Here is a 24,372-nt window from a genome sequence, read left to right as displayed (position 1 = left end):
GCACATCCGTTGCCCCGCCGGGACGAAGTGGGTACCGTCGTGTGGGAAGGTTCCCACATTCGGGACCCAGCCACGCGGCGGCGGCGAGGGAGCCGCCCCGATCGAAAGGGAAACAGATGCGCAAGCGCATTATCGGAATCGCCGCCATCGCGGCGTCAGCCGTCGTGCTCGCCGGTTGCGGCAGCGGCGGTGGCGGCGGCGGTGGCACGGGCGGGGACATCGACTTCACGGCCGAGCCCACGGGCGCCCTGTCGGCGTGGGGCTTCGAGAATGCCGACGACGTCGGCCAGTCGCGCCTGGACTACGCAGCCGAGCAGCTGAGCGATGTCGAAGTCGACCTCGACGCGACGGCGTTCGACGCACAGAAGTTCACCACCCGCATCGCCAGCGGCGACGTGCCCGACGTCGTGCAGATGGACCGCCGGTACGTCACCCAGTACGCGGCGCAGGACCTCATCATCCCGCTCGACGCATGCTTCGAGGCGCAGGACGTGACGCCCGACGATTACTGGTACCCGTTCGTCGTGGACGACGTGCGGTACGAGGACGGCATCTGGGCGGTGCCGCAGTTCTACCAGCCGCCGGCCATCATCCTGAACAAGCGCGTGATGGATGCCGCGGGTGTGACGAACGAGGAGATCGACACGTCGAACCCCGAGGCACTCCTCGGCGCGGTCGAGAAGATGTACCAGGAGTCCGGCGGCGTGCCGTCGGTGCTCGGCTTCGATCCGGTCTCCACCGGCCAGGCGCCGCTGTGGATCCTGGGCCAGGGCGGTCAGCTCATCGACGGCGACGGTGCCCCCACGCTCGACGACCCCAGCAACATCGCGGGGATCGAGCTGCTGAAGCAACTCAACGATGCTCAGGGCGGCTACGCGGCGGTCAAGAGCTTCACCGACTCGTTCGACACCTTCGGCGACAACAACCAGTTCGTCGCCGACCAGGTCGGCGCGCAGGTGAACGCCCAGTGGTACCCGAACGTGCTCTCGCCGTACGTCGACCAGATCCAGATCGAGGCGGTGCCGTTCAAGGACAGCGAGGGCAACCCGTTCTCGGTGTCGGGCGGCACGGCGTTCGTGATCCCCGCCGGTGCGGAGAACCCCGCCGCGGCGTGCGCGTGGATGGTCGAGCTCACGAGCGAAGGCGCGTGGGAGGCCGCCGGCGCAGCCCGCGCCGAGACGCGTGCCGAGGACGGCGGCATCAACACCGGCCTGTTCACCGGTTCGCCCGGCCCCGACGAGTCGATCCGCGAGCAGTACGTCACGGAGTCCGGCAACGCGGGCTTCGACCAGACGATCAGCACCTACTACGACGTGCTCGAGTACGGACTGTCGTTCGGTTCGTCGCCGGCAGGTCAGGACATCCAGAACGAGCTGAACAACGCCGTCACCGCAGCGCTGCTCGGCGACAAGACGCCCGAAGAGGCGCTTGCCGACGCGCAGCAGGCCGCGATGCGGGCGTACGAGAACGCGACCGCCGGCTGAGCCGGCGCGCTCGCTCCGGGGGGTAACACGGGGGCGGGTCGACTTCGGTCGGCCCGCCCCTTCCTCGCCCCGGGCGACTCGACATTGAAGAACCCTTCCGAGAACCCGAAGCCACAAGGAAACGCACTCGCCATGCCCATCCGGCAGATCCTGCTCATCGGCCACACCCACCACGACGTCGGCTACACGAACAGCCCGCGCCTGATCGACCGGATGCACAGCGGCATCGTCGACCGCGTGCTCGAGATCGCCGGCGAGCTGCCGACGACGGGCGCCGACGGCTTCCGCTGGACCTTCGAGGTCGCCCGTCCGGTCCTGAACTTCCTGCGCCGAGCGACGCCGGAGCAGGTCGAGCGCTTCGCCGACCTGGCGCGCACCGGCGCGCTGGCGGTCACCGGCGGATACCTCAACATGACGCAGCTGCCGAGCGCGTTCGAGTTCGACGCCGCGTACGAGCAGCTCGCGCAGATCCGCGCCGCGGGCATCGACGTGCGCACGCAGCAGCATGGCGACGTCAACGGCATCGCGTGGGGAGTCGTCGATCAGATGCGCGACGCGGGACTGAGTCGTCTCGTGATGGCCCTCAATCCCGATCACGGACGGGCGCCCTTCACGCAGCCGAGCGGCTTCTGGTGGCAGGGCCCGTCGGGCCGGCGCATCTTCGTGTGGCTGTCGACCCACTACGGCTTCGGCGAGGAGTGGGGCATCGTCGACGGCGACGCCGAACTCGCCGACGAGCGCATCTCGCAGTTCGTGGACGAGCTGGAGCGACGCGCCGACCATCCGTGGGGCACGGCGGTCGTGCACGCGGGCAACGACAACCGCTGGCCGACCCCGCTGTTCCTCGACATCGTCCGCCACTGGAACGCGCGGCATCCGGAACTGCCGATGCGCACTGCGACGATCGACGAGGCGCTGGACGAGCTCGAGGCCGAGGCGGAGGGGTTCGAACTGCCCACGGTGCGTGGCGAGTGGGCGGACTGGTGGTCGCACGGGCACGGCTCGACCGCGCGCGAGGTCGCGGTGTACCGCGAGGCGCGCACGTTCGCGCGGGCAGCACAGAGCACGCTGTCGCTGGCCGCGCTCGCCGGGTCGCAGCACGAGGCGGGGTTCGACGTGCTCGGCTACCGCCGCGGCCCGGTACGGCTGCGGTCGGACGCCGAGATCGCCGAGGACCTCGCGCACGTCGACGAGCAGCTGCTGCTGTACGGCGAGCACACCTGGGGCAGCTGGGAGACGTACTCCAAGCCGCATTCGACGTTCACCCACTCCCACCACAACGCCAAGTCGGCTTTCGCCTACGACGCCTTCGACCACGCACGCGACCTCGCGATCGAGGGATGGTTCCGCTACGCGTACGCGCAGGGCGAGGATCCGGATGCCGTCGCCGCCGGTGCGACGGACGGCGGAGCGATCGTCGTGGTCAATCCCACCGAGTCGCCCCGCCGCGAGCTCGTCGACGTCGAGGTCGCCGGCACCCGCCGTGCGCGGGCGATCGCGGAGGTCGGGGCCTTCGGCGTCGCCGCGGTGCCCCTGCCGGAGCCGCTGGTGTTCGAGGACGTCACCGGGCCGATCGTCGCGGGGCGATATCGGGTGAGCGTCGACCCGTCGCGCGGCGGCGTCGTGTCGCTCGTCGACGAGACGGACGGCCGCGAGCTCGTGGACGCCACGGCCGAGGCGGCCCTCGGCGCCGTGGTCGACGAGGTCGTGGAGGCAGGGTCGCAGCATCCGATGATCACCACGTCGCCCAAGCTCTTCCATCCCGACCACCCCGGTCCGCGGTTCGAGCGCGTCGTGGCCGGCGGCACCGGTCCGGTGCGCGTCGCCCGCGGTGGCGGCCTGACCGAGATCCGCTGGGAGACCTCGGCGCCCGGCATCCCGCACGTGACATCGGCGCTCGTGATCGCCGATGACTCCGTCGATCACCCGGCCGACATCGTCCTCGAGGTGCACGTCTCGAAGCCCGAGCGGTTCGGGCCCGAGAGCGTCTTCGTGTCGTTCCCGTTCGCGGTGGATGAGCCGGAGTTCCTGCTCGAGACGGCGGGCGCGGTGTTCGCGGCCGAACGCGAGCAGCTGCCCGACACCAGCAAGGACTGGTACTCGATCCAGCACGCCGTGGGCGTCGCCGGGCGCGATCGCGGCATGCTGTGGGGATCGTGCGACGCTCCCCTCGTGCAGCTGGGCGGCTACCAGACCGGCAAATGGGCCGCCGACCTCGATGCGCCCCGGGGCCATGTGCACAGCTGGCTCATGAACAACCTGCACTTCACCAACTTCCCGGCGCGGCAGGAGGTGACCCGCCGCTTCCGCTACCGGTTCCGGCCCGTCGCAGCGGTGACCGCCGAGAACGTGCGGCGGTACGGCCGCGACCTGCTCGAGCCCCTGCAGGCGCGTCACTCGGCGGCCGCCCCGGTGCTGCCGTCGAGCGCGCCCGTGCGGGTGGAGCCCGCCGACGCGGTGCTCGTCGAGCTGCGACCGGTGCCGGACGGCGTCCGTGCGCGCCTGCGCAACATCTCGGGCGACGCGCTGACCGCGCACATCGCCCACGGCGACGAGACCCGGTCGGTCGAGGTGCCGGCCGCCGGCGTCGCCGACGTCATCCTCGACCCCCGCTGACGCAGGACTGACCGACAGCGCGGGCCGCGGCATCCGGCACGAAACGAGAATCGAAAGGTCCCCTCTCGTGAGCTCCCTGCAGGCTCCCACCCGTTCACCGTTGCGCCTGCTGCTGTGGCAGGCCGCGCGCCAGCCGGCGACGCTCCTCGGGGGCGTCGTCTTCGGCGTCCTGTGGATGCTGTGCCAGGTGATCTGGCCGTATCTGCTCGGCCGGGCTGTCGACGCGGGACTCGATGACGGCCTCGCCGGCGTCGCGCCGTGGTGCGCGGGACTGGGTGCCATCGCGATCGCGCAGGCGCTGTTCGCGGTGCTGCGCCACCGGATGGCGGTGTCGAACTGGCTGCGGTCCTCGCTCGGCGTCTCTCGCATCATCGGCTACCACAGCGCCGAGGCGGGGGCGGCGATCGCCGCCGACAGCTCGGCCGGCGAGGTCGCCTCGACCGTCGCGAACGACGCGCTGCGCGTGGGCGAGATGTTCGATGTGACGGCCCGCTTCTCGGGCGGCGTCGTGGCGTACGTCGCCGTCGGGCTCATCACGATGCTCACCTCTCCCGCGCTCGGGCTCTTCGTGCTGGTCGGGATGCCGGTGCTCGTGGCCGTGCTGTCGCTGTTCGTGCGGCCGCTCGCGCGCCGGCAGGCCGCATGGCGCCGCGAGCAGGGCGCGCTCACCGAGCTCGCAGCCGACACCGTCGTCGGGCTGCGGGTGCTGCGCGGCATCGGCGGCGAGGAGCAGTTCGTCGAACGGTACGTGCGGCGCTCGGCCGATCTGCGCCGCCGCGCGATCGACGTGGCCCGGCTGGGCTCGTGGCTGGACGCGCTGCAGATCCTGCTCCCCGGGCTGTTCGTCGCCGCAGTGGTGTGGTTCGGTGCGCGGCTCGTGCTCTCGGGCGAGATCAGTCCCGGCGAGCTGGTGACCTTCTACGGCTACTCGGTGTTCCTCATCGTCCCGCTCCGCACCACCGTCGAGGCGAGCCAGGCGTTCGCGCGCGGCTTCGTCGCGACCGGGCGCGTGCTCGACGTGCTGCGCGTGCAGCGCGCAGTGAAGGATCCGGTGCGCCCGCAGCCCGCCCCCGAGGGGAGTGCCGAGATCCTCGACGTCGCCTCCGGTGCCGTCATCGCCCCCGGCCGGTTCACCGCGCTCGTCGACGAGGATCCGGATGCCGCGGCCGAGGTCGCCACCCGGCTCGGGCGTTTCGACGACAGCCAGCACACGATCGCGCCGGTGCTGTGGGGCGGGGTGGACCACACCACCGTCCCGGTGCGAGAGGTGAGGCGCCGCATCGTCGTCAGCGATGCCACGCCCCATCTGTTCACGGGCCGCTTACGTGACGGGCTCGACACGCAGAGCGTCCGCGCGCCTCACCGTGCCCCGTCGCCCACCGCACGACGCGCGAAGATCGACCAGGCGCTCGGTGTGGCGGCGGCAGACGATGCGGTGCAGGCGCTTCCCGCCGGCTTGGAGGAGGACGTGCCGGAGCGCGCGAGCGTCCTGTCGGGCGGCCAGCGGCAGCGCCTGAGTCTCGCCCGGGCGCTGCTGACGGATGCCGAGGTGCTCGTGCTCATCGAGCCCACCAGTGCGCTCGACGCCAACACCGAGGCGACGATCGCCGCGCGGCTGCACCGGGCGCGGGCGGGCCGCACGACGGTCGTCGTGAGTGCGAGCCCGCTGCTGCTGGACCGCATGGACGTGATCCACGTGATGCGCGGCGGCCGGGTCATCGGGTCGGGCACCCACAGCGAGCTGCTCCGCCGCGAGGACCCCGTGGGGGCTCGGTACCGGCGCATCGTCGCGCGGACCACCAGCGACGTCGAGCCGCTGGCCGGCGAGGAGCTCGAGGCGGCATGGACCGGATCGATCGAGGCGCTGTGGACCAGGGCGACCGAGACCGGGGCGATCCCCACGGCACGTGAGGAGGCGGGCGAATGAGCGACACCACGCTTCCGGTCGCCGCCGGCGACAAAGTCCGCGGCGTCGCCCGCGTCCTGATCCGCCGTCACCGCGGCGAGCTGCTGCTCGTCATCTCGTTGCACGCCGTCGCCGCGCTGGCCGGCCTCGTCGGACCGTGGGTCATCGGGCGCATGATCGATGCGCTGTCGGGCGGCGATGCCGGCATGTCCACGATCGACGGCATGTTCCTGCTGCTGGCCGGCGCCGTGCTCGCGCAGGCGCTCGTGACGAGGTTCGCGCAGCTGTGGTCGCTGCGCCTGGGCGAGTCGGTGTTCGCGCGGCTGCGCGAGGAGTTCCTCGCCACCGTGACGTCGCTGCCGCTCGGGGTCGTCGAACGTGCCGGCACCGGCGACCTGCTCTCACGCACCACGAGCGACGTCGACGCCGTCGCGCAGACCGTGCGCTTCGGCATCCCCCGCATCCTCGTCACCGGCATGACCGTGATCCTCACACTGGGCGCGGCGTTCATCATCAACCCGCTGGTCGCGCTCGGCGTCCTCGCCGGAGTGCCGCTCATCGCGCTCAGCAGCCGGTGGTACCTCAAGCGCTCCGGTCCCGGCTACCGGCGTCAGCTGGCGACGTACGGCCGGTTGGTCGGCGTGATCAACGAAACGGTCGAGGGTGCACGCACGATCGACGCGCTCGACCTCGCACCGGTCCAGCGGCTCAAGATCGACCGCGCCCTCGCCGCACGGAACGCTGCGGAGCGCTACACCCTCGGCCTGCGGAGCGTGTGGTACCCGCTCACGACGCTCGGGTTCCTCATCCCGGTCATCGCGGTGCTGCTGTGGGGCGCGTATCTCATGGGGCAGGGACTGGCGTCCGCCGGAGACGTCACAACGGTCGCCCTCTACGCGATGCAGCTCACGGGTCCGGTCGAGGAGCTCGTCAACTGGATGGACCGGCTCCAGGTCGGCACGACGGCGCTGGCCCGCATCGTGGGCGTCGGCGAGGTGCCCAGCGACCGGCCGGAGGCCGACGAGACCCCGGACGGCGAACAGCTCGCCGCCCGCGGCATCCGCTTCTCGTATCGGGAGGGTGTCGACGTGCTGCGCGATGTCGACCTCGTGCCGCAGATCGGCGAACGCGTCGCGATCGTCGGGCCGTCCGGGTCGGGCAAGTCCACGCTCGCGAGGCTGCTCACCGGGATCACCGCGCCCACCGCGGGCGAGGTGACGCTCGGTCGTGCCGACGTCATGCGCATTCCGCTCCCGGTGCTGCGACAGCACGTCGCGCTGGTCACGCAGGAGCATCACGTCTTCGTCGGCACGCTCGCCGACAACCTGCGACTGGCCGCGCCCGACGCGCGCGACAGCGAGCTGGAGGAGGCGCTGCAGGTCGTGGGTGCACTGCGCTGGATGCGCGCGATGCCGCACGGGCTCGACACCGTCGTCGGATCGGGCGGCGTGGTGCTGACGCCCGCGCAGGCGCAGCAGGTCGCGCTCGCACGCCTGGTGCTGCTCGACCCGCACACGCTCGTGCTCGATGAGGCCACATCGCTGCTCGATCCGCGCGCCGCCCGCGGCCTCGAGCAGTCGCTCGACCGCGTGCTCGAGGGGCGCACCGTGATCGCGATCGCGCACCGGCTGCACACCGCGCGCGACGCCGACCGCATCATCGTGATGCGCGACGGCCGCATCGTCGAGGCCGGTCCTCACGACGAGCTGGTCGCGCTGGGCGGCGAGTACGCCGCGCTGTGGGCCTCGTGGCAGGCCGAGTCCAGCGATGAATGAGCGGGGACGGATGCCGCAGCCCGAGGCATCCGTGTCTCTCGATGCCCTTTCCGGCGAGCTGCCCAGATTGTGGGGCGCTGAGCACCGCCCATAGGATCGCGACATGGCGGAGACCCTCCGCGAGCCGGTCCGCGGGGAGCCCGGCTTGCAGGCGCTGCTGCTCGGCAGCAAGATCCAGACCCCTCCGCTGCGCACCGGATCCGTGAGCCGGCGGCAGCTCATCGAACGGGCGCGCACGAGCCGTGCCCGTGTCGTGGCGGTGACTGCTCCTGCCGGCTACGGCAAGTCGACGCTGCTGGCCGAGTGGGCCGCCACCGACCCGCGCAACGTCGCGTGGGTGTCGCTGGACCGATCCGACGATGATCCGGCGTCGTTCCTGTCCGTCATCGCCGAGGCGTCGATCGCGCTCGCTCCCGCGGTGGATGCCGTCATCGCCGACATGCGCGGGTTCGGTGCGTCGGCGCTGGGTCGGTCGGCGCCACTGCTGGCCGGTGCACTCGCGGCTGCCCCGCAGAGCTTCGTCCTCTTCGTCGACGACCTGCACTGGGCCGATTCGCCCGGCTGCCAGGACGCGCTCGAGATCCTGCTCGCGCGGCTGCCTGAGGGGTCTCAGGTCGTGCTGGCCAGTCGCCGGGAACTCCCTCTCATCGGGCGGCTCCGCGTCGCGGGGGACGCGGAGGAGATCACGGTCGCGGACCTGTCGCTGGACCACGCCGGCGCCCGGACGATCTTCGACGAGGCGGGAGCGGTCGACGTCGGCGACGCCGACCTCGAGTCCATCGTCGCGCGGTGCGAGGGATGGCCGACCGGACTGTTCCTGTGCGCGCTGGTCGCCCGCAGCGGCGGGGACGCGGCATCCGTCACCGGCGACGACCGCTACCTGGCGGACTATCTGTACCGCGAGTGCGTCATGCGCCTCCCCGAGGACATGCAGACGTTCCTGCGTCGGGCGGCGGTGCTCGAGCAGCTCTCGGCGCCGTCATGCAACGCGGTGCTCGGCATCGAGGACGCGCGCGGCCGGTTGCGCGAAGTCGAAGCCGCCAATCTCTTCCTGGTCGCGGTTGACCGCCGCCGCAGCTGGTACCGCCTCCACGCGCTGTTCCGCGAGTTCCTCCTGACCGAGCTCGAGCGCACGGAAGGAGCGGGCGCGGTCGTGGCACTGCACCTGCGCGCCGCGGAATGGCACGAGGTCAACGGCGCCCCCGCGCAGGCCGTGGAGCACCTCCTGCAGGCCGGTGACCTCGAACGCGCGGCGGACCGCATCGCGGAACTCGGCCTGCCGATGTACCAGATGGGCAAGGTGGGCACCACGACACGGTGGCTGTCGGAACTGGGGGACGACCTCGTGCGCGCCCACCCGTCGCTGCTGGTGCTCGTGACATGGGCGGCCGTCCTCCTCGGCGACGTTCCGGCGGGCGAGCGCTGGGCGCGCAGCCTCGACACCTTCGACGCGGACTCGCTTCCCGAGGAGTACCGGCTGCCGTTCGAATCGGCCCGCGCCATGGTGCGCGCCGCCATATGCGAGCAGGGGCACGCACAAGTGGTGGCCGACGCGGCGTTCGCCCTCCGGCACGAGCCGGCGACGAGTCCGTGGCGCGACCAGGCGCTCCACCTCTGGGGCGAAGCGTGTCTCCTCGTCGACGACGCCGCCTCGGCGAAGGCGGCATTCGAAGAGGCGATCGACGTCGCGACCATCATGGGCAACTCCGACACGATCATCCTGACCGAGCCCGAGCTGGCGCTGCTGGCCATCGAGGCCGGCCAGTGGGGGATCGCCGCCGAGCATGCCGATCGCGGCGTCGCCGTGATCGACGGCAGCCACATGGACGGCTACCCCACCACCACGCTCGCCCTGGCGGTCGCCGCCCGCGTGGCGTTCCACGCCGGCGATCGCGACCGCGGCGAGCGGTTGCTCGCTCGGGCCATGCGGTCGCGCATCGGCTGCACCCACCTGCTGTCGTACGTCTCCATCCGCGCGCGCATCCAGCTCGCCAAGGCGCATGTCGCCGTCGGCGACCGGTCGGCGGCGCGGCATCTCGTCCGCGAGATCGACGATCTGCTGCGCAAGCGCCCCGACGTGGGCGTGGTCACGACGCACGTGGACGAACTGCGCGCGGCGCTCGACGCCGAGCCGGCGGCCGGCGGCTCCGTGCCGCTGACCCCGGCCGAGCTGCGACTGCTGCCCTACCTGCAGACGCACCTCACGATCGCCGAGATCGGCCAGCGCCTGTTCATCTCCCGCAACACCGTCAGCTCGGAGGTGGGGTCGATCTACCGCAAGCTCGCCGTCACCACCCGCAACGGCGCGGTGGAGCGCGCGCGGGTGCTCGGGCTGCTCGGAGGCTGAGCCCGCCACCGCGACGCTCTCAGCCTCCGGCATCCGGCAGCAGGTCGTCGGCATAGCCGAGTGCCGCCGCGATCCGCGGCGCGGCGGCCACCGCACGCGGCAGCCCGACCAGCTCGACCATGCCGTCGAGCACCGCCACGATCTCGCGCACCGAGACGCCGGCTGACACGGCGTCCTCGACGGCGGAGCGCATCGATGCGGCCGGAGCCGCGGCCGCGATGAGCGCGCCGATGCGCACGAGCGCGGAGGTTCGCGGATCGAGCGCGCCATGCCACAGCGACCCGGCGTCCGCCACGAGCTCCGGTGCGTCCACGCAGTAGAGGCGGAGCCGGTCGATGTCGTCCATCGCTGCCTCCCTCTCGCCCTCGCCGGGTGCCGACCAGTCCACAGGTCGGAAGCCCCGCGCACACCATGCAGATCGCGTGATCCGTTCGATCGCCTTCACGCATTTCAGATGATGCGGCGCCAGCAGGCCCGTCGCTAGGGTTGCGGCAGACGGTGAGCCGGCTGCCCGCCGACTGCCAGGTGACGAAGGGAACGACATGACGGATGACGCCCGCACCTCGATCGTGGGGGCACCGCTGCCTCCCGCCCGGACGCTGCCGTTCCCGCCCAAATCCTCCGGCAGCATCGCGGGCCGGACCCTCGCCGACTCCACGTACTCGCCGCTGCCGCCGCAGCGCCACCTGGGCGAGGACGCGCCCAACATCCTCGTGATCCTCATCGACGACGCCGGCCCGGCGTTGCCGGCACCCCTCGGCGGCGCGGTCAACACCCCGACGCTCGGCCGCATCCGTGAAGAGGGCATCGGGTTCAACCGGTTCCACACCACGGCGATGTGCTCGCCGACGCGGGCGGCACTGCTGACCGGGCGCAACCATCACCGGGTGGGCAACGGCCAGATCGCGGAGCTCGCCAACGACTGGGACGGCTATTCCGGCCACATCCCGAAGAGCAGCGCCACGGTCGCCGAGGTGCTCCGCAACTACGGCTATTCGACCGGTGCGTGGGGCAAGTGGCACAACACCCCTGCCGAGGAGACGACCGCCGCCGGTCCGTTCGACCGGTGGCCGACCGGCTACGGCTTCGAGTACTTCTACGGCTTCCTCGCCGGCGAGGCGTCGCAGTACGAGCCGAACCTCGTCCGCAACACGACGAACGTGCTTCCGCCCAAGACGCCCGAGGAGGGCTACCACCTCAGCGAGGACATCGCCGACGACGCGATCGGGTGGCTGCGCAACCACAAGGCGCTCTCGCCCGATAAGCCGTTCTTCATGTACTGGGCGACCGGGGCCATCCACGGGCCGCACCACATCATGAAGGAGTGGTCCGACAAGTACAAGGGCGCCTTCGACGACGGCTGGGACGTGTATCGCGAACGTGCGCTCGCGGGTGCCAAGGCGGCGGGGTGGGTGCCCGAGAGCGCCGTGCTCACGCCGCGCCCTGACAACCTGCAGGGCTGGGACGACATCCCCGACGACCAGAAGCCGTTCCAGGCGCGACTCATGGAGGTATGCGCGGGCTTCGGCGAGCACGCCGACGTGCAGGCGGGGCGTCTGGTCGACGCGCTCGAAGAGCTCGGCTACGCCGACAACACGCTCGTCGTCTACATCTGGGGTGACAACGGCTCGTCGGGGGAGGGGCAGAACGGCACGATCAGCGAGCTGCTCGCGCAGAACATGATCCCCACCACGATCGAGCAGCATCTGGCGGCGCTCGAGGAGCTCGGCGGCCTGGACGCGCTGGGCACGCCGGCGACCGACAACCAGTATCACGCCGCGTGGGCGTGGGCGGGCTCGACGCCGTACCAGGGCATGAAGCTCATGGCCTCCCACCTGGGCGGGACCCGCAACCCGATGTTCATGCGGTGGCCCGGGCGCATCGCGCCCGACATCACGGCGCGCACGCAGTTCCACCACGTGATCGATCTCGTGCCGACGATCTACGAGGTGCTCGGGATCTCGCATCCCGAGAGCGTCAACGGCATCCATCAGGATCCCATCGATGGCACGAGCCTCGCGTACGCCGTCGACGATCCGTCCGCCGAGGGACGCCACCGCACGCAGTACTTCGAGATCATGGCGAGCCGATCGATCTACTCGGACGGCTGGATCGCGTCCGCGACGGGCCCGCGCCTGCCGTGGGTGCCCGGGGCGCCTCCCGGGATCGCGACGTGGACGCCAGATCAGGACGTGTGGGAGCTCTACCACCTCGACGAGGACTGGAGCCAGGCGCACGACCTCGCGGCCGAGAACCCGCAGAAGCTCGCCGATCTGAAGGAGCTCTTCGCGATCGAGGCCGCCAAGAACGAGGTGCTCCCCGTCGGCGCCGGGCTGTGGGTGCCCGTCTATCACCCGGAGTACCGCATCTCGGTGCCGTACACGCAGTGGGAGATGGGCGGCGACACCGTGCGCGTGCCGGAGTTCTGTGCGCCGGCGCTGGGCAACAAGCCCAACGTGGTGACGATCAGCGCCACGGTGCCCGAGCGCGCGAACGGCGTCCTGTACAAGCTGGGCGGCGCAGGCGGCGGTCTCACGTGCTTCGTCGTGGACGGAGTGCTGACCTACGAGTACAACCTGTTCCTCGTGCAGCGCACCACGATCGCGGCATCCGCACCACTTCCCGCGGGGGATGCGACGATCGAGATCGAGACGGCCTACGTCGAGGCGCGGCCGGGCGGACCGCTCAGCGTGACGTTGCGCGTGAACGGTGACGAGGTCGGCTCGGGCGTCGTGCCGGTGAGCGCGCCGCTGCTGTTCTCGGCCAACGACTGCCTCGACATCGGCCGGGCGTACGGCGGCGCCGTGTCGCGTACGTACGTCGACAAGATGCCGTTCGCGTTCGACGGCGAGATCTCGAAGGTGCACATCGCCTACGCGACGCCACAGCAGGCGTAACGGCAGCAGGCTCAGCCGAAGGCGCCGAGACTGTCGACCGAAGGGGCCGTCGTCGCGTCCCACTCGACCAGACCGCCTGCGCGGGCGATCTCGGCGTAGTGCAGCGCGCTGTCTTTGAGGATGCGCTCGCCGGTGCGGAAGTCGACGTAGACCAGACCGAAGCGGGGGCGGTAGCCGAGCGCCCACTCGAAGTTGTCGAGCAGCGACCAGTGCGTGTATCCGACGAGCGGTACGCCCGCTGCGATCGCGTCGCCCATGGCCTGCACGTGCGAGCGCAGGTACCGGATGCGGCGAACATCGTGGACGCGGCCGTCGTGCGTCGGCGAGTCGCCGGAGATCGCGCCGTTCTCCGTCACCATGATCGGCACGCCGGGGTAGTCGCGGTGGAGCCGCACCAGCAGGTCGCGGAAGGCTCCCGGCACGATCTCGGTGCCCTCGTCGGTACGGGCGACCTCGCCGGTGGACCCGACGACCTGCCACGGGAACGGTCGGTCGGGTCCGGGCTCGGCGGCGGCCATGACGCGGTGCGTGTAGAAGTTGACCCCGAGGAAGTCGCTGCGCCCGCCGATCGCCGCCTCGTCGCCGTCGCGGATGACGGCGTCGAGGGAGCCGCCGATGGCGCGCTCCCAGTGCTGCCGCATGTCGGCGGGGTAGCCGCCGGCCAGCAGCGGATCGAGGAACCAGCGGTTGACGTAGCCGTCCGATCCCCACGCGGCTTCGGCGTCCGCCGGGCTGTCGCTCGCGGGCACGCACGGCAGCAGGTTGAGCGCGGCGCCGATCCTTCCGCGCGTGAGCGGTCGCATCGCGTCGACGGCCGCTCCGTGCGCGAGCAGCACGTGGTGACCGGCGGCGACCGCGCTGCGCAGATCGCGGACGCCCGGGGCGTGCAGGCCGAGCTGGTAGCCGAGCAGCTGGATGATCCACGGCTCGTTCTGGGTGATCCACCAGTTCACGCGGTCGCCGAGCCGGTCCGCTGCGGCCACGGCGTACTCGGTGAAGGCGTCGACACTCTCGCGGCCGGCCCACCCGCCGTGGGCCATGAGCGCCTCGGGCATGTCCCAGTGGTTCAGGGTCACGACGGGCTCGATGCCCCGGGCGAGCAGTTCGTCGACGATGCGCTCGTAGTGATCCAGGCCGGCCGCGTTCACACGGCCACGGCCGTCGGGCATGATCCGCGCCCATGCCAGCGAGAACCGGTAGGCGCCGAGCCCGAGCTGCGACAGGATGTCGAGGTCATCGCCCCAGCGCCGGTAGGAATCGCACGCGATCGCGGCGTCGCCACCCCCCTCGATCGCGCCGGGCTGCTCGGCGAACGTCTCCCATACCGAGCGGCCCCGCCCGTCCGCGTCGAGGGAGCCCTCGATCTGGTAGGCGCTGGTCGCTGCGCCCCACAGGAAGTCGGACGGGAAGGAGCTCGTCGGCTGGACCATCCCCCGAGTCTGCCGCAAATGTGGGATCGATGCCACACGAGGGGTCGATGACGGGAACCGGCCCCGCGCGCCCCTCAGATGACGTCCGTCGTCGCGCCGTCCCAGTCGGACTGCTCGGGCCACTCATCGGTGATGACCGCATGGGGCGTCAGCGCGCGGATCCTCGCCTCGAGAGCCGCCACGGCCTCCGGCACGACCAGATCGGCCGGATCCGTCTCCACGTCCTGCGCCATGATCTGGCTCGCCGGCCCGACGAGCACTTCGACCCGGCTCTCCTCGCCGTTCTCGCCGAGGGCGGGGATCGCGATCGTCTCCGCCTGCCCGACCTCGGCAAGGGCCTCGCTGAACCGCATCAGTGCCGAGGCGATCGCATCCCCGGTCAGAAAATCGCTTCCCGCATAGATGACCCGTTTCACAGGTACAGGTCTACGCCCTTTCGGCGGGATTGACCTCGGGGTTGTCTCGTCGCCGCGAACGCGCTAGCGACCGCCTATCCCTCGAGCACGACCAGCCGCTGGGTCGCACGCGTCATGGCGACATAGCGGTCGACCGCGCCTTCGATGCCGGCTCCGAGCAGCTCGGGGCCGACGAGCACCACAAGGTCGAACTCGAGGCCCTTCGCCAGTTCGGGCGTCAAGGACCGCACCCGCTCACGCCCCTCGAACGTCGCATCGCCGATGACGCACGCGATGCCCTCGTCGTGCGCTTCGAGCCACTCCTCGAGGATCGCGTCCAGGTCCTCGGTCGGCGCATGCAGCACCGGAATGCCGCTGGAGCGGACCGACGTCGGCACATTCGCGTCGGGGATCGCCGCCCGGATCACGGGCTCGGCCTCGGCCATCACCTCGCTGGGCGTGCGGTAGTTGATCGTCAGCGATGCGAGCGAGACGTCGGTGAGTCCCGCGTGCTCGAGGCGCTCCTGCCACGTCTCACCGAAACCGTGACGCGCCTGCGCCCGGTCGCCGACGATCGTGAAGCTGCGCGACGGGCACCGGGCCAGCAGCATCCGCCATTCCGCATCGGTGAGCTCCTGCGCCTCGTCGACGATCACGTGCGCGAACGGGCCGGCCAGCTGGCCGCGGGCGGCACTGTTCTGATCGGCACTGGGCAGCACCGCTTCGTCGACGAGGCTGTTGCGCAGATCGTCGCCGTCGATCCACTGCAGCAGCTCGTCGCCCGACTCCTTGAGGCGCTCGATCACCTGGCCCATGTACTCACGCTCGGTCGCAAGGGTCGCCTCGCGTTCCCGGCGCCGCCGGGAGTCCGCCGGGTCGCCCAGCCGGCGCCGTGCGGCGTCGAGGAGCGGCAGGTCCGCCGTGGTCCAGGGCGAGTCCGCGCGGCGCTGCAGGCTCTCGACCTGCTCCGCCGACAGCCACGGTGCGCACCGGCGCAGGTAAGCCGGCACCGACCACAGGTCCGAGACGACGACGGATGCCTCCACCAGCGGCCACGCGCGGTTGAAGGTGGCGACGAGCTGCTCGTGACGCGCGAGCACACGGCGCAGCTGGTGCAGCGGCACCTCCTCGGCGTCGACCTGATCGCCGAGGATGTCGAGCACCGTCTCCCACACCTGGTCGCGCGCCTCGTTGTGCGGCGTCCCGGGTTCGGTGGACTCGAAGGCCTCGGCCCAGTCGTCGGGGCTCAGCCACAGGTCCGCCCACGGCGTCTCGACGAGGAGGCCCTTGGCCGGGGGCTCCTCGTACAGCGCGACGGCGGGCTCGATCGCATCGACGAGGCGGGCGTCGGCCTTGAGGCGTGCCACCTCGGCGTCGGGCTCGTTCCCGGCGACGTCGCCCTCCGCCACGAGGTCGCGCAACGTGCAGGTCTGCACGCTCTCCTCGCCGAGGCTCGGCAGCACATCGGCCACGTACGACAGGTAGGCGGGGCTCGGGCCGACGAACAGCACGCCTCCGCGACCCTCGCCCAGGTGAGGGTCGGAGTACACGAGGTACGCCGCGCGGTGCAGCGCGACGACGGTCTTGCCGGTACCCGGACCGCCGTCGACGACGAGGGCACCGCGTGACCCGGCGCGGATGATGGCGTCCTGGTCGGCCTGGATGGTGCCGAGCACATCGCGCATATGCGGCGACCGGCTCGCGCCGAGGCTCGCGATGAAGGCGGACTGGTCGTCCAGTGCGGCGCTGTGATGGAGGGCACTCTGCTCGAGCCCCTCGGGCGTGAAGACCTCGTCCCAGTAGTCGGTGACGCGCCCGCCGGTCCACCGGTAGCGCCGGCGGCTGATGAGGCCCATCGGCTGGGCATGCGTCGCGCCGAAGAAGGGCTCGGCCGCGGGCGTGCGCCAGTCCACGAGCAGGCGACGGCCTCCTGTGTCCGTGAGCCCGAACCGTCCGATGTAGACCGGCTCACCGGCAGCGGGCACGATGCGACCCAGGCATGCATCGAGGGTGAAACGGCGCAGGGTCCGCAGGCGACCCGACAGCCGGTGGATCTCGAGGTCGCGCTCGAGCGCCGCCTGCCCGCCGCCGCCGGGCAGCCGGCGTACGGAGTCGAGGCGGTCGGACAGCTCGGCGATGGAGCGCTCGAGGCTCTCGGAGACGGCGGCGAAGTGCTGCTCGTCGTCGGCGATCAGTGCGGGATCGGCCTTGGCGGCGAGACGGGCGGGAAGCTGGAAAGGACTGGTGAGGGCAGGGTTCATGGCATCGACTCCCGGGGCGCAGGCGCGACGGTGACGCGTCGCGACCGACAAGTATGCGCCCCCGAGGGGCCCTTGCCGCAAGGCCCCCCTGTGCCGTTATCCTGGTAGTGGCAGGAGATGCCGTGACCCCGCGCCCGGAGCGCGGGGTATTTTTGTACGTGGTCCAGCCCGGGCCGCGTACGACGGGAGGCGACGACGATGCCCGACCGTCCCCTGGCTCCCGCACGTCCGGTGCTCGACGGGCCGATCGCGGTCATCGGCGCGGGCCGGGTCGGCGGCGCGGTCGCCGCGGCATTGCGAGCTGCCGGCGCCGAGGTGAACGGTCCGCTGGGCCGCGGTGCGACGGCGCCCGATGCCGCCGTCGTGCTGCTGGCGGTGCCGGATGCCGAGATCCGCGCGGCTGCTGCGGCCCTGGCGCCAGGATCCCTCGTCGGGCATTTCTCGGGGGCGACGTCGCTCGAGCCCCTCGCGCCGCACGAGGCGTTCAGCATCCATCCGCTCCTCGCGATCACGGGACCCGAGGCCTCGTTCTTGGGCGTCCCGGCCGCGATCGCCGGATCGACGCCGCACGCCGCGACCGCGGCCGAGGCGCTCGCGACGACCCTGGGCATGCACCCGTTCCGGGTCGAGGAAGCCGATCGGGCCGCGTACCACGCGGCCGCCTCGATCGCGTCGAACTTCCTCGTGACGCTCGAGGCGTTCGCCGAAGACCTCGCGGCGACCGCCGGTGTCGACCGCGACGCCCTCGTGCCGCTGGTTCGCGCGACCGTGCAGAACTGGAGCGACCACGGCCCCGCCCGAGCGCTCACCGGGCCGATCACGCGCGGCGACGACGGCACCGTCGCCCGTCAGCGCACGGCCGTGGCCGAGCGGCTGCCGGAGCGCCTGGCGCTGTTCGACGCGCTGACCGACGCGACGCGCGCACTCGCCGGCCGGCGGGGGGCCGCCTCGTGATCGTCGTGCGCACCGTCGCGGACCTGCGCACAGCCCTGCGCGAGTCACGCGCCGGCCGCATCGGGTTCGTCGCGACGATGGGCGCGCTGCACGAGGGGCACGCCTCACTGCTGCGGGCGGCCCGCGCCGACAGCGACACCGTGGTCATGTCGATCTTCGTCAACCCGACGCAGTTCGACGAGCAGGCCGACCTTGCCGCCTATCCCCGCACCGAGGAGGCCGATCTCGCGCTCGCGGCGGCCGAGGGCGTGGACGTCGTCTTCGCCCCGTCGGCGGGCGAGATGTATCCCGCCGGCTTCGCGACGACGGTGAGCGTCACAGGACCGGTCGCCGAGACCCTCGAGGGCGCGCAGCGGGGCCGCGCGCACTTCGACGGCGTGGCGACCGTCGTCACCAAGCTGCTGCTCGCGGTGCTGCCCGACGCCGCGTACTTCGGCGCGAAGGACGCGCAGCAGGTCGGCGTGCTGCGGCGCCTGGTCGCCGACCTCAACATCCCGGTGCAGCTCGTGGTGTGCCCGACCTCGCGCGATGACGACGGCCTCGCCCGTTCCAGCCGCAACGCCCGGCTCGGCGCCGACGAGCGTGCGCGCGCCCTGGCCATTCCCCGCGCGCTGCAGGAGGTGGCGGATGCCTCGGCCTCCGGCATCCGCGATCCCGAGGTCTTGCGCGGCCGCGCACTGGACGTCCTGGCCGAAGCCCTCATCGAGCTGGAGTACATCGCGATCGTCGACCCGGTCTCGTTCGAGCCGGTCGCGGCCGTCGACGGCCAGGCGCTCGTGGCGATCGCCGCCCGTGTCGGCCGCACGCGCCTGATCGACAACACGCTTCTCACCCCCGGAGGCCCGTGATGCGTCCCCAGACCACCCTCCGGCGCCTCGCCGAGATGAAGGCCGCCCGCGAGCCGATCGTCATGGTCACGGCCTACGACTACCCGACCGCGAGGGTCGCCGAGCAGGCCGAGGTCGATATGGTCCTCGTCGGCGACTCGGGTGCGCAGGTCGTGCTGGGCCACGACTCGACGGTGGCGGTCACGGTCGACGAGATGCTCGTCCTCGCCCGGGCGGTGCGTCGCGGTGTGAGCTCGGCGTTCGTCGTGTGCGACCTGCCGTTCGGGTCGACGGAGGTCTCGGACGAGCAGGCGGTTCAGACGGCGGTGCGCTTCGTGAAGGAGGCGGGGGCGGATGCCGTCAAGCTCGAGGGCGGCGGACCTTCACGCCTCGCGCGGATCCGCGCGGTCGTCGCGGCCGGCATCCCCGTGGTCGCGCACGTCGGACTCACTCCGCAGACGGCGACGGCCCTCGGCGGGATGCGCGCGCAGGGGCGCACGGCCGAATCCGCGGAACGGCTCGTGCGCGAGGCTCTCGCCGTGCAGGAGGCGGGGGCGAGCATCCTCGTGATCGAGGCGGTGCCGGCCGAGGTGGCCGACGCGGTGCTGCCCGAGCTGCGGATCCCCGTGATCGGGATCGGGGCCGGCCGCGCCGACGGTCAGGTGCTGGTCATGCATGACGTGCTGGGCATCACCGAGGGCAAGGCGCCGGCCTTCGTCAAGCGCTACGCGGAGGTTGGCGACGCGATGGTCGACGGCGTCGCCGCCTACGCCCGCGAGGTGCGGGCGGGGGCCTTCCCGGCCGCGGAGCACGGGTACCCCGCGACGCCGGAGGCGGTCGAGGCGGCGCGCGCCGCGCTCGCACAGCGCTCGGCCTGACGGCTGCGGCGCGGGGCTCGTCGCACGAAAATCGGATCCGGAAACCGGACTTTCGCACTGTTCCCGGAGTTCGGGCGCCCCTGCACTCCGGAAATAGGCGAGATCTCCGGTTTCCGGATCCGGGATTCCTCGCGTCAGAGCGTGGCGGCGTGCGGATCGAAGTCGGCGGGCAGGGCCCCGACCTCGTCGATCGTGCTCTCGACGTTCACGAAGGTGCGGGTCTCGGCGGCCTCCTCGATCGACAGCAGCGTGTCGAGCACGTGATAGCCGAACCGGCCGGTCGCCACATGCGGGCGGTCGTCGCGGATCGCGCGGGCCATGTCGAGCACGCCGAGGCCCCGCCCGACGAGCACGCCCTCCTGTGGCACGGCGAACACGTCCTGCACCACCGGCTCGGGCGGCACGACCATCTTCGTCAGCGGCCGTGTGATCGTGATCGGCCCGCCGAAGGTGTTGGGGTCGGGGATCACGAGGGTGCCCTCGGTGCCGGTGATCTCGACGATGCCGTGCCGGTAGAGGGGCGAGTCGGTGCTGTAGAGGCTCTGCGCCTGCGCGCCGTGCTCGAAGTCCATGAGCACCGACAGCGTCGAGGGGATCTCCACCGCGAACTCCTGTCCCGCGAGCTCGCCGACCTGCACGCGCCGCGTCGGCGTGCCCTGCAGCCCGAGCGCCGCCACCGCGGCGACCGGTCCGAAGACGTGCACGAGCGCCGAGACGTAGTACGGGCCCATGTCCAGCAGCGGTCCGCCGCCCTTGGCGTACAGGAACCCCGGGTTCGGGTGGAAGAGCTCGGGACCCTGCCACTGGAACGTCGTCTGCGCGAACAGCGGCCGCCCGATGTCGCCGCGAGCGATGGCGCGCTTCGCGGTCTGCACACCCGGACCCAGCACTGTGTCGGGCGCGACGCCGACGCGCAGGCCCGCGGCATCCGCCTTCGACAGCAGGCGCTGTGACTCGTCGCGGTCGATGCCGATCGGCTTCTCGGTCCACACGTGCTTGCCGGCGGCGAGGATCGCCTCCGACACCTCGACGTGCACCGCCGGGATCGTGAGGTTCACGACGATGTCGATGTCGGGGTCGTCGAGCACGACGTCCACGCCCCCGGCGCGTGGCACGTCGTACTTCGCCGCCTGCGCGCGGGCGCGGTCCTCGAGCAGGTCGCCGACCGCGAGCACGCGCACGTCGGGAAAGCCGGTCAGGTTTCGGAGGTACTGATCGCTGATGTTCCCCGCGCCGATGAGGCCGACGCCGACGGGCGCGGCCATCAGGCGGCCGCCCCGTCACGGTCGGCGTCGCCATCGAGGCTGAGGCCGTCCAGGAACGCCCGGCTCTGCTCGACCGCGTCGTAGAGGTCGCCGGGGAAGTGGTCGAACTCGACGATGGCGACTTCGAGGGCGGATGCCGCGGCCAGCGCCTCGCGCAGCGGCACGACGCCCTGCCCGGCGGGCACCTGGTCGGCCGGCGGATACGCGGCGATGGCCTCGGGGTCGAGCGTCCCGTCCTTGACATGGACGGCGATCACGCGGTCGCCGAGCGTGCGCAGCAGGGACACGGGGTCGACGCCCGCGCGGGCGACCCAGTACAGGTCGACCTCGAGCACGACGCGCGGGTCGAGCAGGTCGGCGAGCACCTCGAGACCGGTCTTGCCGTCGAACGTGACCTCGAGCTCGTGGGCGTGGTTGTGGTAGCCGACACGGATGCCGCGTCCGGCGCCGATCTCGGCGGCGGCGTTGAGCAGGCGCGCGGTCTCTTCGATCTGCTCGATGCGCTCCCAGCGCGCGGGCTCGGTGTAGGGGTCGATGACGGTGGTCATGCCCAGGGTCTGCGCCGCGTCGAAGACGACATCGGGCGCGGGTACGGGGAGGGTGGTGCCGCTGCCGTCGGGGTTCACGAACGAGGTCGACGCGAGGAACGCGTGCCCGGTCGGGGCGATCAGTCCGTGGGAGGAGAGCGCGGCCGCGAGGGGTGCGGCGCGCCGCACGAAGTCGTACGGCTCCACCGCCGTGAACCCGCGTGCCGCGACGGCGGCGAGGGTTCCGTCGAGGTCGGCCTCGAGTGCCGCATTGACGGTGAACAGCTGGATGGACGTCTGGACCGGCATCGGTCGCGCTCCTTCGTGGTCGGCGGTGACGCGCGGCGTCTCATCCGCGCTCCGACAACGTAGCACGCAAAACCTCCATGTGGAGGTTTTGCGCGGATAGGATGTCGCCATGCCCGATGAGCCCGCCCCCACCCCGCGCGGGTCCTACGCGAAAGGGGTGGCACGCCGGCAGGAGATCCTCGACCGCGCCATCGAGGTCTTCGCGCGGCGCGGCTCGGACCGCACGAGTCTCCGCGCGATCGCCGAGGAGGTCGGTGTCACCCACGCCGCGCTGCGGCACTACTTCGGCTCGCTCGAGGAGCTGCTCGTCGCGGTGTACCGCGAGTCCGAGACCCGCGGCGGCGCCGACGACCATGACGACCCCGAAGCCACGCCCGTCGAGCTGATGCGCGACTGGACGGAGTCCAACCGCGAGGTGCAGGGGCTCGTGCAGCTGTACTCGACTCTGGTGGCGACGGCGCTCGAAGAGGGGCATCCCGCGGCCCGGGAGTTCGCGACCGAGCGCTTCGCACGGACCCGCGCCGACCTCGCCGAGCGCGTCCGGCGCAATCAGCGCGCCGGCCGCATCCGCCCAGACGTGGATCCCCTCGCGGTCGCGGCGCTCGTGATCGCGGCATCCGACGGCCTGCAGACGCAGTGGCTGCTCGACCCTGACGCGCCGCAGGACGCCGCCCTCGCTCTCCTCGAGGTTCTGCTGTCGGCGCCCGGCGACGCCTGACGCTTTCGAATCGCGCACTTTTCACTCCGGAGCCCCGAATCGGCGCCAAGTGCGCGATTCGAAACCGCGTTTCAGGCCGACAACCCGGTGACGTTACCCGCATCGGCGAGCTCGTGGCGATACAGCCGCGCGAGCGCTCCCAGCCCGGACGCGCCCGCACGGCGCTGACGGGCGGCGCCGGAGCCGTCGCGGCCGGCTCTGCGCAGGAGCTCGTCGACCAGCTCCCGCTCCGTGCGATCGACCAGCTGCGGGCGGATGCGCTCGCCCAGCACCTGCAGCACCTCGCGTGCGGGCAGCACCCGCCCGGAGAACGGGTGGACGAGGGTTGCGCCCACCCCGAAGCGGGCAGCGTGCCAGAGCGCGGCATCCGTCAGATCCATCGCCTCGGATGGCCGCTCTCGGGCCTGCGGATCCGTCGAGAGATCGGCGGATGCCACGAGGGCACGCGTGATCGCCGCCAGAGCCACGCTCGAGCGTGGATCGAGCTGCGCATCGAACACGCGCACCTCGACGGTCGGATAGCGGGCCGACAGGCGCACGTTCCAGTTGATCGTGCCCGGATCGGACGTCGCGCCGATGCCCCTCAGCGCCCGTCGCGCCTCTTCGTGCTCGGCGGCGTCGCGAAAGAACGGCGGTGCGCCGTAGGTGGTCCAGCGGCGGCTGTGGATCGCCCGCCAGCTGTCGAATCCGGTGTCTTCGCCGTGCCAGTACGGCGAATTCGACGACAGCGCGAGGAGCGTCGGCAGCCACACCCGCAGCGTGTTCGACGCACGCACGCCCGACTCGGCGTCGGGGATGCCGACATGCACGTGCAGCCCGTTGATCTGGTGATCCGGCGTGACTCCCGCGATGTCGTCCGCGATATGGGCGTAGCGGACGTCGGCGCTGATCTCGGGCCGCGGCCCGGTGCGGAACGGTGTACCGGTGCCGGCGGCGACGAGCCCCGCCGCTCCCGCCCAGGCTGCCAGCGAGCGCCGGAACGCCCACACCGCGTCCAGCGCGTCGTCCGCGGACGTGAAGATCGGCGAGGCGTACTCGATCTGCGACGGGAAGAACTCCTTGCCGACCGCGCCGCGCGCACCGCTCAGCGCCGCGATGGCCTCCGGCGCCCGATCCACCGCGGTGAGGGTGTGCGGATCGAGCAGGACGAACTCCTCCTCGATCCCGAACGTCCGTTGCACCTGGGCCCTCCGTCCGTCGGCGTCGCTGCTGACTCTGCCAGGACCCATCGGACGGCGGAACGGGCTTGACAGCGGCGTGCGGGCCTGAGGCTGGTGCTGCCGGCGGGCCGGCTCAGGTCAGCAGGCCGGCCGAGGCCATGACGTGCGTCGGCTCGATCCGGATCACGACGCGTCGCGGATTCACGCGGGGCGGGCGGTAGCGCGCCGTGTAGAGCGCCTCGGCGTGGGCCACAGCGTCGGCGTCCCGCTCGATCGAGGCGTGCCCGGCGATGCTCAGCCAGCGCGCGCCGGCGACCTGCGCCACCGTCGCCCGCGCGTCCCGCTCGACGTTGCGCACCTTCTGGCTCTCGCCCGACGTGATCACGCGCACGACGCCGTCCTCGACGGTGAACCCGACCGCGACGACGTGGATCGACCCGTCGCGCGCCATTGTCGACAGGGTCGCGAGGTGCCGATCCGCGACGAACGCGAGCCCGTCGGCCGTCAGGGACTGGAGACTGCGCATCCGTCCATCCTCCCGCACGGGCGCGGCGGCGCGGTGTGTCGGTGCGTCCGGTGTGGCGCGCGGGTTGAGAAACCACGTGCACCTTGAGAAACCATGC

The 24,372-nt window shown here is 71.8% G+C and carries 18 protein-coding genes; 10 read left to right on the top strand and 8 right to left on the bottom strand.

Going from position 1 to position 24,372, the window contains the following annotated elements:
- Positions 1-116 precede the first annotated feature (116 nt).
- From HF576_RS11780 to HF576_RS11760, 5 genes are all read left to right on the top strand, one after another.
- Positions 117-1,484, top strand: coding sequence for an ABC transporter substrate-binding protein (locus tag HF576_RS11780; protein WP_168913012.1), 1,368 nt, complete (start codon positions 117-119; stop codon positions 1,482-1,484).
- Positions 1,485-1,616: 132 nt separating this feature from the next.
- Positions 1,617-4,100, top strand: a complete 2,484-nt coding sequence (locus tag HF576_RS11775; protein ID WP_168913011.1) for a glycoside hydrolase family 38 N-terminal domain-containing protein — start codon at positions 1,617-1,619, stop codon at positions 4,098-4,100.
- A gap of 67 nt (positions 4,101-4,167) precedes the next feature.
- On the top strand, positions 4,168-6,027 hold the full coding sequence (locus HF576_RS11770; protein ID WP_343234253.1) for an ABC transporter ATP-binding protein: 1,860 nt from the start codon (positions 4,168-4,170) through the stop codon (positions 6,025-6,027).
- Positions 6,024-7,781 carry an ABC transporter ATP-binding protein gene (locus tag HF576_RS11765; RefSeq protein ID WP_168913010.1) on the top strand — a complete coding sequence of 586 codons (1,758 nt, stop codon included), beginning with the start codon at positions 6,024-6,026 and terminating at the stop codon, positions 7,779-7,781. The genes HF576_RS11770 and HF576_RS11765 overlap by 4 nt, the downstream gene beginning before the upstream one ends.
- A gap of 103 nt (positions 7,782-7,884) precedes the next feature.
- Entirely contained in the window at positions 7,885-10,128 is a 2,244-nt protein-coding gene (locus tag HF576_RS11760) for a LuxR family transcriptional regulator (RefSeq protein WP_168913009.1), read from the top strand.
- Between the two features lie 19 nt (positions 10,129-10,147).
- On the opposite strand, the gene HF576_RS11755 is transcribed toward HF576_RS11760, so the two are convergent.
- Positions 10,148-10,474, bottom strand: a complete 327-nt coding sequence (locus HF576_RS11755) for a carboxymuconolactone decarboxylase family protein (RefSeq protein WP_168913008.1) — start codon at positions 10,472-10,474, stop codon at positions 10,148-10,150.
- Positions 10,475-10,670: 196 nt separating this feature from the next.
- On the opposite strand from HF576_RS11755, the gene HF576_RS11750 reads away from it, so the two are divergent.
- Positions 10,671-13,025, top strand: a complete 2,355-nt coding sequence (locus HF576_RS11750; protein WP_168913007.1) for an arylsulfatase — start codon at positions 10,671-10,673, stop codon at positions 13,023-13,025.
- Positions 13,026-13,036: 11 nt separating this feature from the next.
- On the opposite strand, the gene HF576_RS11745 is transcribed toward HF576_RS11750, so the two are convergent.
- The 3 genes from HF576_RS11745 to helR form a co-directional block, all read right to left on the bottom strand.
- Complete coding sequence (locus HF576_RS11745) at positions 13,037-14,455, bottom strand: GH1 family beta-glucosidase (RefSeq protein WP_168913006.1); 1,419 nt, start codon at positions 14,453-14,455, stop codon at positions 13,037-13,039.
- Positions 14,456-14,529: 74 nt separating this feature from the next.
- Positions 14,530-14,871: a hypothetical protein gene (locus tag HF576_RS11740; RefSeq protein ID WP_168913005.1), complete on the bottom strand. Its 342-nt coding sequence runs from the start codon at positions 14,869-14,871 to the stop codon at positions 14,530-14,532.
- A gap of 74 nt (positions 14,872-14,945) precedes the next feature.
- Entirely contained in the window at positions 14,946-17,111 is a 2,166-nt protein-coding gene (helR, locus tag HF576_RS11735; protein WP_168913004.1) for an RNA polymerase recycling motor ATPase HelR, read from the bottom strand.
- A gap of 198 nt (positions 17,112-17,309) precedes the next feature.
- On the opposite strand from helR, the gene HF576_RS11730 reads away from it, so the two are divergent.
- The 3 genes from HF576_RS11730 to panB are packed head-to-tail and all read left to right on the top strand — an operon-like array spanning position 17,310 to position 19,770.
- Complete coding sequence (locus tag HF576_RS11730) at positions 17,310-18,065, top strand: Rossmann-like and DUF2520 domain-containing protein (RefSeq protein WP_168913003.1); 756 nt, start codon at positions 17,310-17,312, stop codon at positions 18,063-18,065.
- Positions 18,062-18,913 (top strand): pantoate--beta-alanine ligase, encoded by an 852-nt coding sequence (gene panC, locus HF576_RS11725; RefSeq protein WP_168913002.1) that lies wholly within the window; start codon positions 18,062-18,064, stop codon positions 18,911-18,913. Before HF576_RS11730 ends, panC begins: the two co-directional genes overlap by 4 nt.
- On the top strand, positions 18,913-19,770 hold the full coding sequence (gene panB, locus HF576_RS11720; RefSeq protein ID WP_168913001.1) for a 3-methyl-2-oxobutanoate hydroxymethyltransferase: 858 nt from the start codon (positions 18,913-18,915) through the stop codon (positions 19,768-19,770). Before panC ends, panB begins: the two co-directional genes overlap by 1 nt.
- A 134-nt stretch (positions 19,771-19,904) precedes the next feature.
- On the opposite strand, the gene HF576_RS11715 is transcribed toward panB, so the two are convergent.
- Both HF576_RS11715 and HF576_RS11710 read right to left on the bottom strand, forming a co-directional pair.
- Complete coding sequence (locus tag HF576_RS11715; RefSeq protein ID WP_168913000.1) at positions 19,905-21,035, bottom strand: Gfo/Idh/MocA family protein; 1,131 nt, start codon at positions 21,033-21,035, stop codon at positions 19,905-19,907.
- Positions 21,035-21,871 carry a sugar phosphate isomerase/epimerase family protein gene (locus HF576_RS11710; protein ID WP_168912999.1) on the bottom strand — a complete coding sequence of 279 codons (837 nt, stop codon included), beginning with the start codon at positions 21,869-21,871 and terminating at the stop codon, positions 21,035-21,037. Before HF576_RS11710 ends, HF576_RS11715 begins: the two co-directional genes overlap by 1 nt.
- A gap of 109 nt (positions 21,872-21,980) precedes the next feature.
- Here HF576_RS11710 and HF576_RS11705 point away from each other — a divergent pair, with 109 nt between their 5' ends.
- A complete protein-coding gene (locus tag HF576_RS11705) occupies positions 21,981-22,589 on the top strand; it encodes a TetR/AcrR family transcriptional regulator (RefSeq protein ID WP_168912998.1) in 609 nt (202 codons plus the stop codon).
- A gap of 71 nt (positions 22,590-22,660) precedes the next feature.
- Here HF576_RS11705 and HF576_RS11700 read toward each other — a convergent pair whose 3' ends face one another.
- Both HF576_RS11700 and HF576_RS11695 read right to left on the bottom strand, forming a co-directional pair.
- Complete coding sequence (locus HF576_RS11700; RefSeq protein WP_168912997.1) at positions 22,661-23,770, bottom strand: YbdK family carboxylate-amine ligase; 1,110 nt, start codon at positions 23,768-23,770, stop codon at positions 22,661-22,663.
- 112 nt (positions 23,771-23,882) lie between these two features.
- Positions 23,883-24,275 (bottom strand): PPOX class F420-dependent oxidoreductase, encoded by a 393-nt coding sequence (locus tag HF576_RS11695; protein WP_168912996.1) that lies wholly within the window; start codon positions 24,273-24,275, stop codon positions 23,883-23,885.
- Between the last annotated feature and the right edge of the window lie 97 nt (positions 24,276-24,372).

The organism is Microbacterium salsuginis (assembly GCF_012524205.1).
Lineage (GTDB): Bacteria > Actinomycetota > Actinomycetes > Actinomycetales > Microbacteriaceae > Microbacterium > Microbacterium salsuginis.
This window is presented reverse-complemented; position numbering and strand designations above follow the sequence as displayed.

Excerpts from the sequence above, each read along its gene's own strand:
- HF576_RS11780 (WP_168913012.1), top strand. The coding sequence starts at position 117 with ATGCGCAAGCGCATTATCGGAATCGCCGCCATCGCGGCGTCAGCCGTC.
- HF576_RS11775 (WP_168913011.1), top strand. The coding sequence starts at position 1,617 with ATGCCCATCCGGCAGATCCTGCTCATCGGCCACACCCACCACGACGTC.
- HF576_RS11765 (WP_168913010.1), top strand. The coding sequence starts at position 6,024 with ATGAGCGACACCACGCTTCCGGTCGCCGCCGGCGACAAAGTCCGCGGC.
- HF576_RS11760 (WP_168913009.1), top strand. The coding sequence starts at position 7,885 with ATGGCGGAGACCCTCCGCGAGCCGGTCCGCGGGGAGCCCGGCTTGCAG.
- HF576_RS11755 (WP_168913008.1), bottom strand. The coding sequence starts at position 10,474 with ATGGACGACATCGACCGGCTCCGCCTCTACTGCGTGGACGCACCGGAG.
- HF576_RS11750 (WP_168913007.1), top strand. The coding sequence starts at position 10,671 with ATGACGGATGACGCCCGCACCTCGATCGTGGGGGCACCGCTGCCTCCC.
- HF576_RS11745 (WP_168913006.1), bottom strand. The coding sequence starts at position 14,455 with ATGGTCCAGCCGACGAGCTCCTTCCCGTCCGACTTCCTGTGGGGCGCA.
- helR (WP_168913004.1), bottom strand. The coding sequence starts at position 17,111 with ATGAACCCTGCCCTCACCAGTCCTTTCCAGCTTCCCGCCCGTCTCGCC.
- HF576_RS11730 (WP_168913003.1), top strand. The coding sequence starts at position 17,310 with ATGCCCGACCGTCCCCTGGCTCCCGCACGTCCGGTGCTCGACGGGCCG.
- panB (WP_168913001.1), top strand. The coding sequence starts at position 18,913 with ATGCGTCCCCAGACCACCCTCCGGCGCCTCGCCGAGATGAAGGCCGCC.
- HF576_RS11715 (WP_168913000.1), bottom strand. The coding sequence starts at position 21,035 with ATGGCCGCGCCCGTCGGCGTCGGCCTCATCGGCGCGGGGAACATCAGC.
- HF576_RS11710 (WP_168912999.1), bottom strand. The coding sequence starts at position 21,871 with ATGCCGGTCCAGACGTCCATCCAGCTGTTCACCGTCAATGCGGCACTC.
- HF576_RS11705 (WP_168912998.1), top strand. The coding sequence starts at position 21,981 with ATGCCCGATGAGCCCGCCCCCACCCCGCGCGGGTCCTACGCGAAAGGG.
- HF576_RS11695 (WP_168912996.1), bottom strand. The coding sequence starts at position 24,275 with ATGCGCAGTCTCCAGTCCCTGACGGCCGACGGGCTCGCGTTCGTCGCG.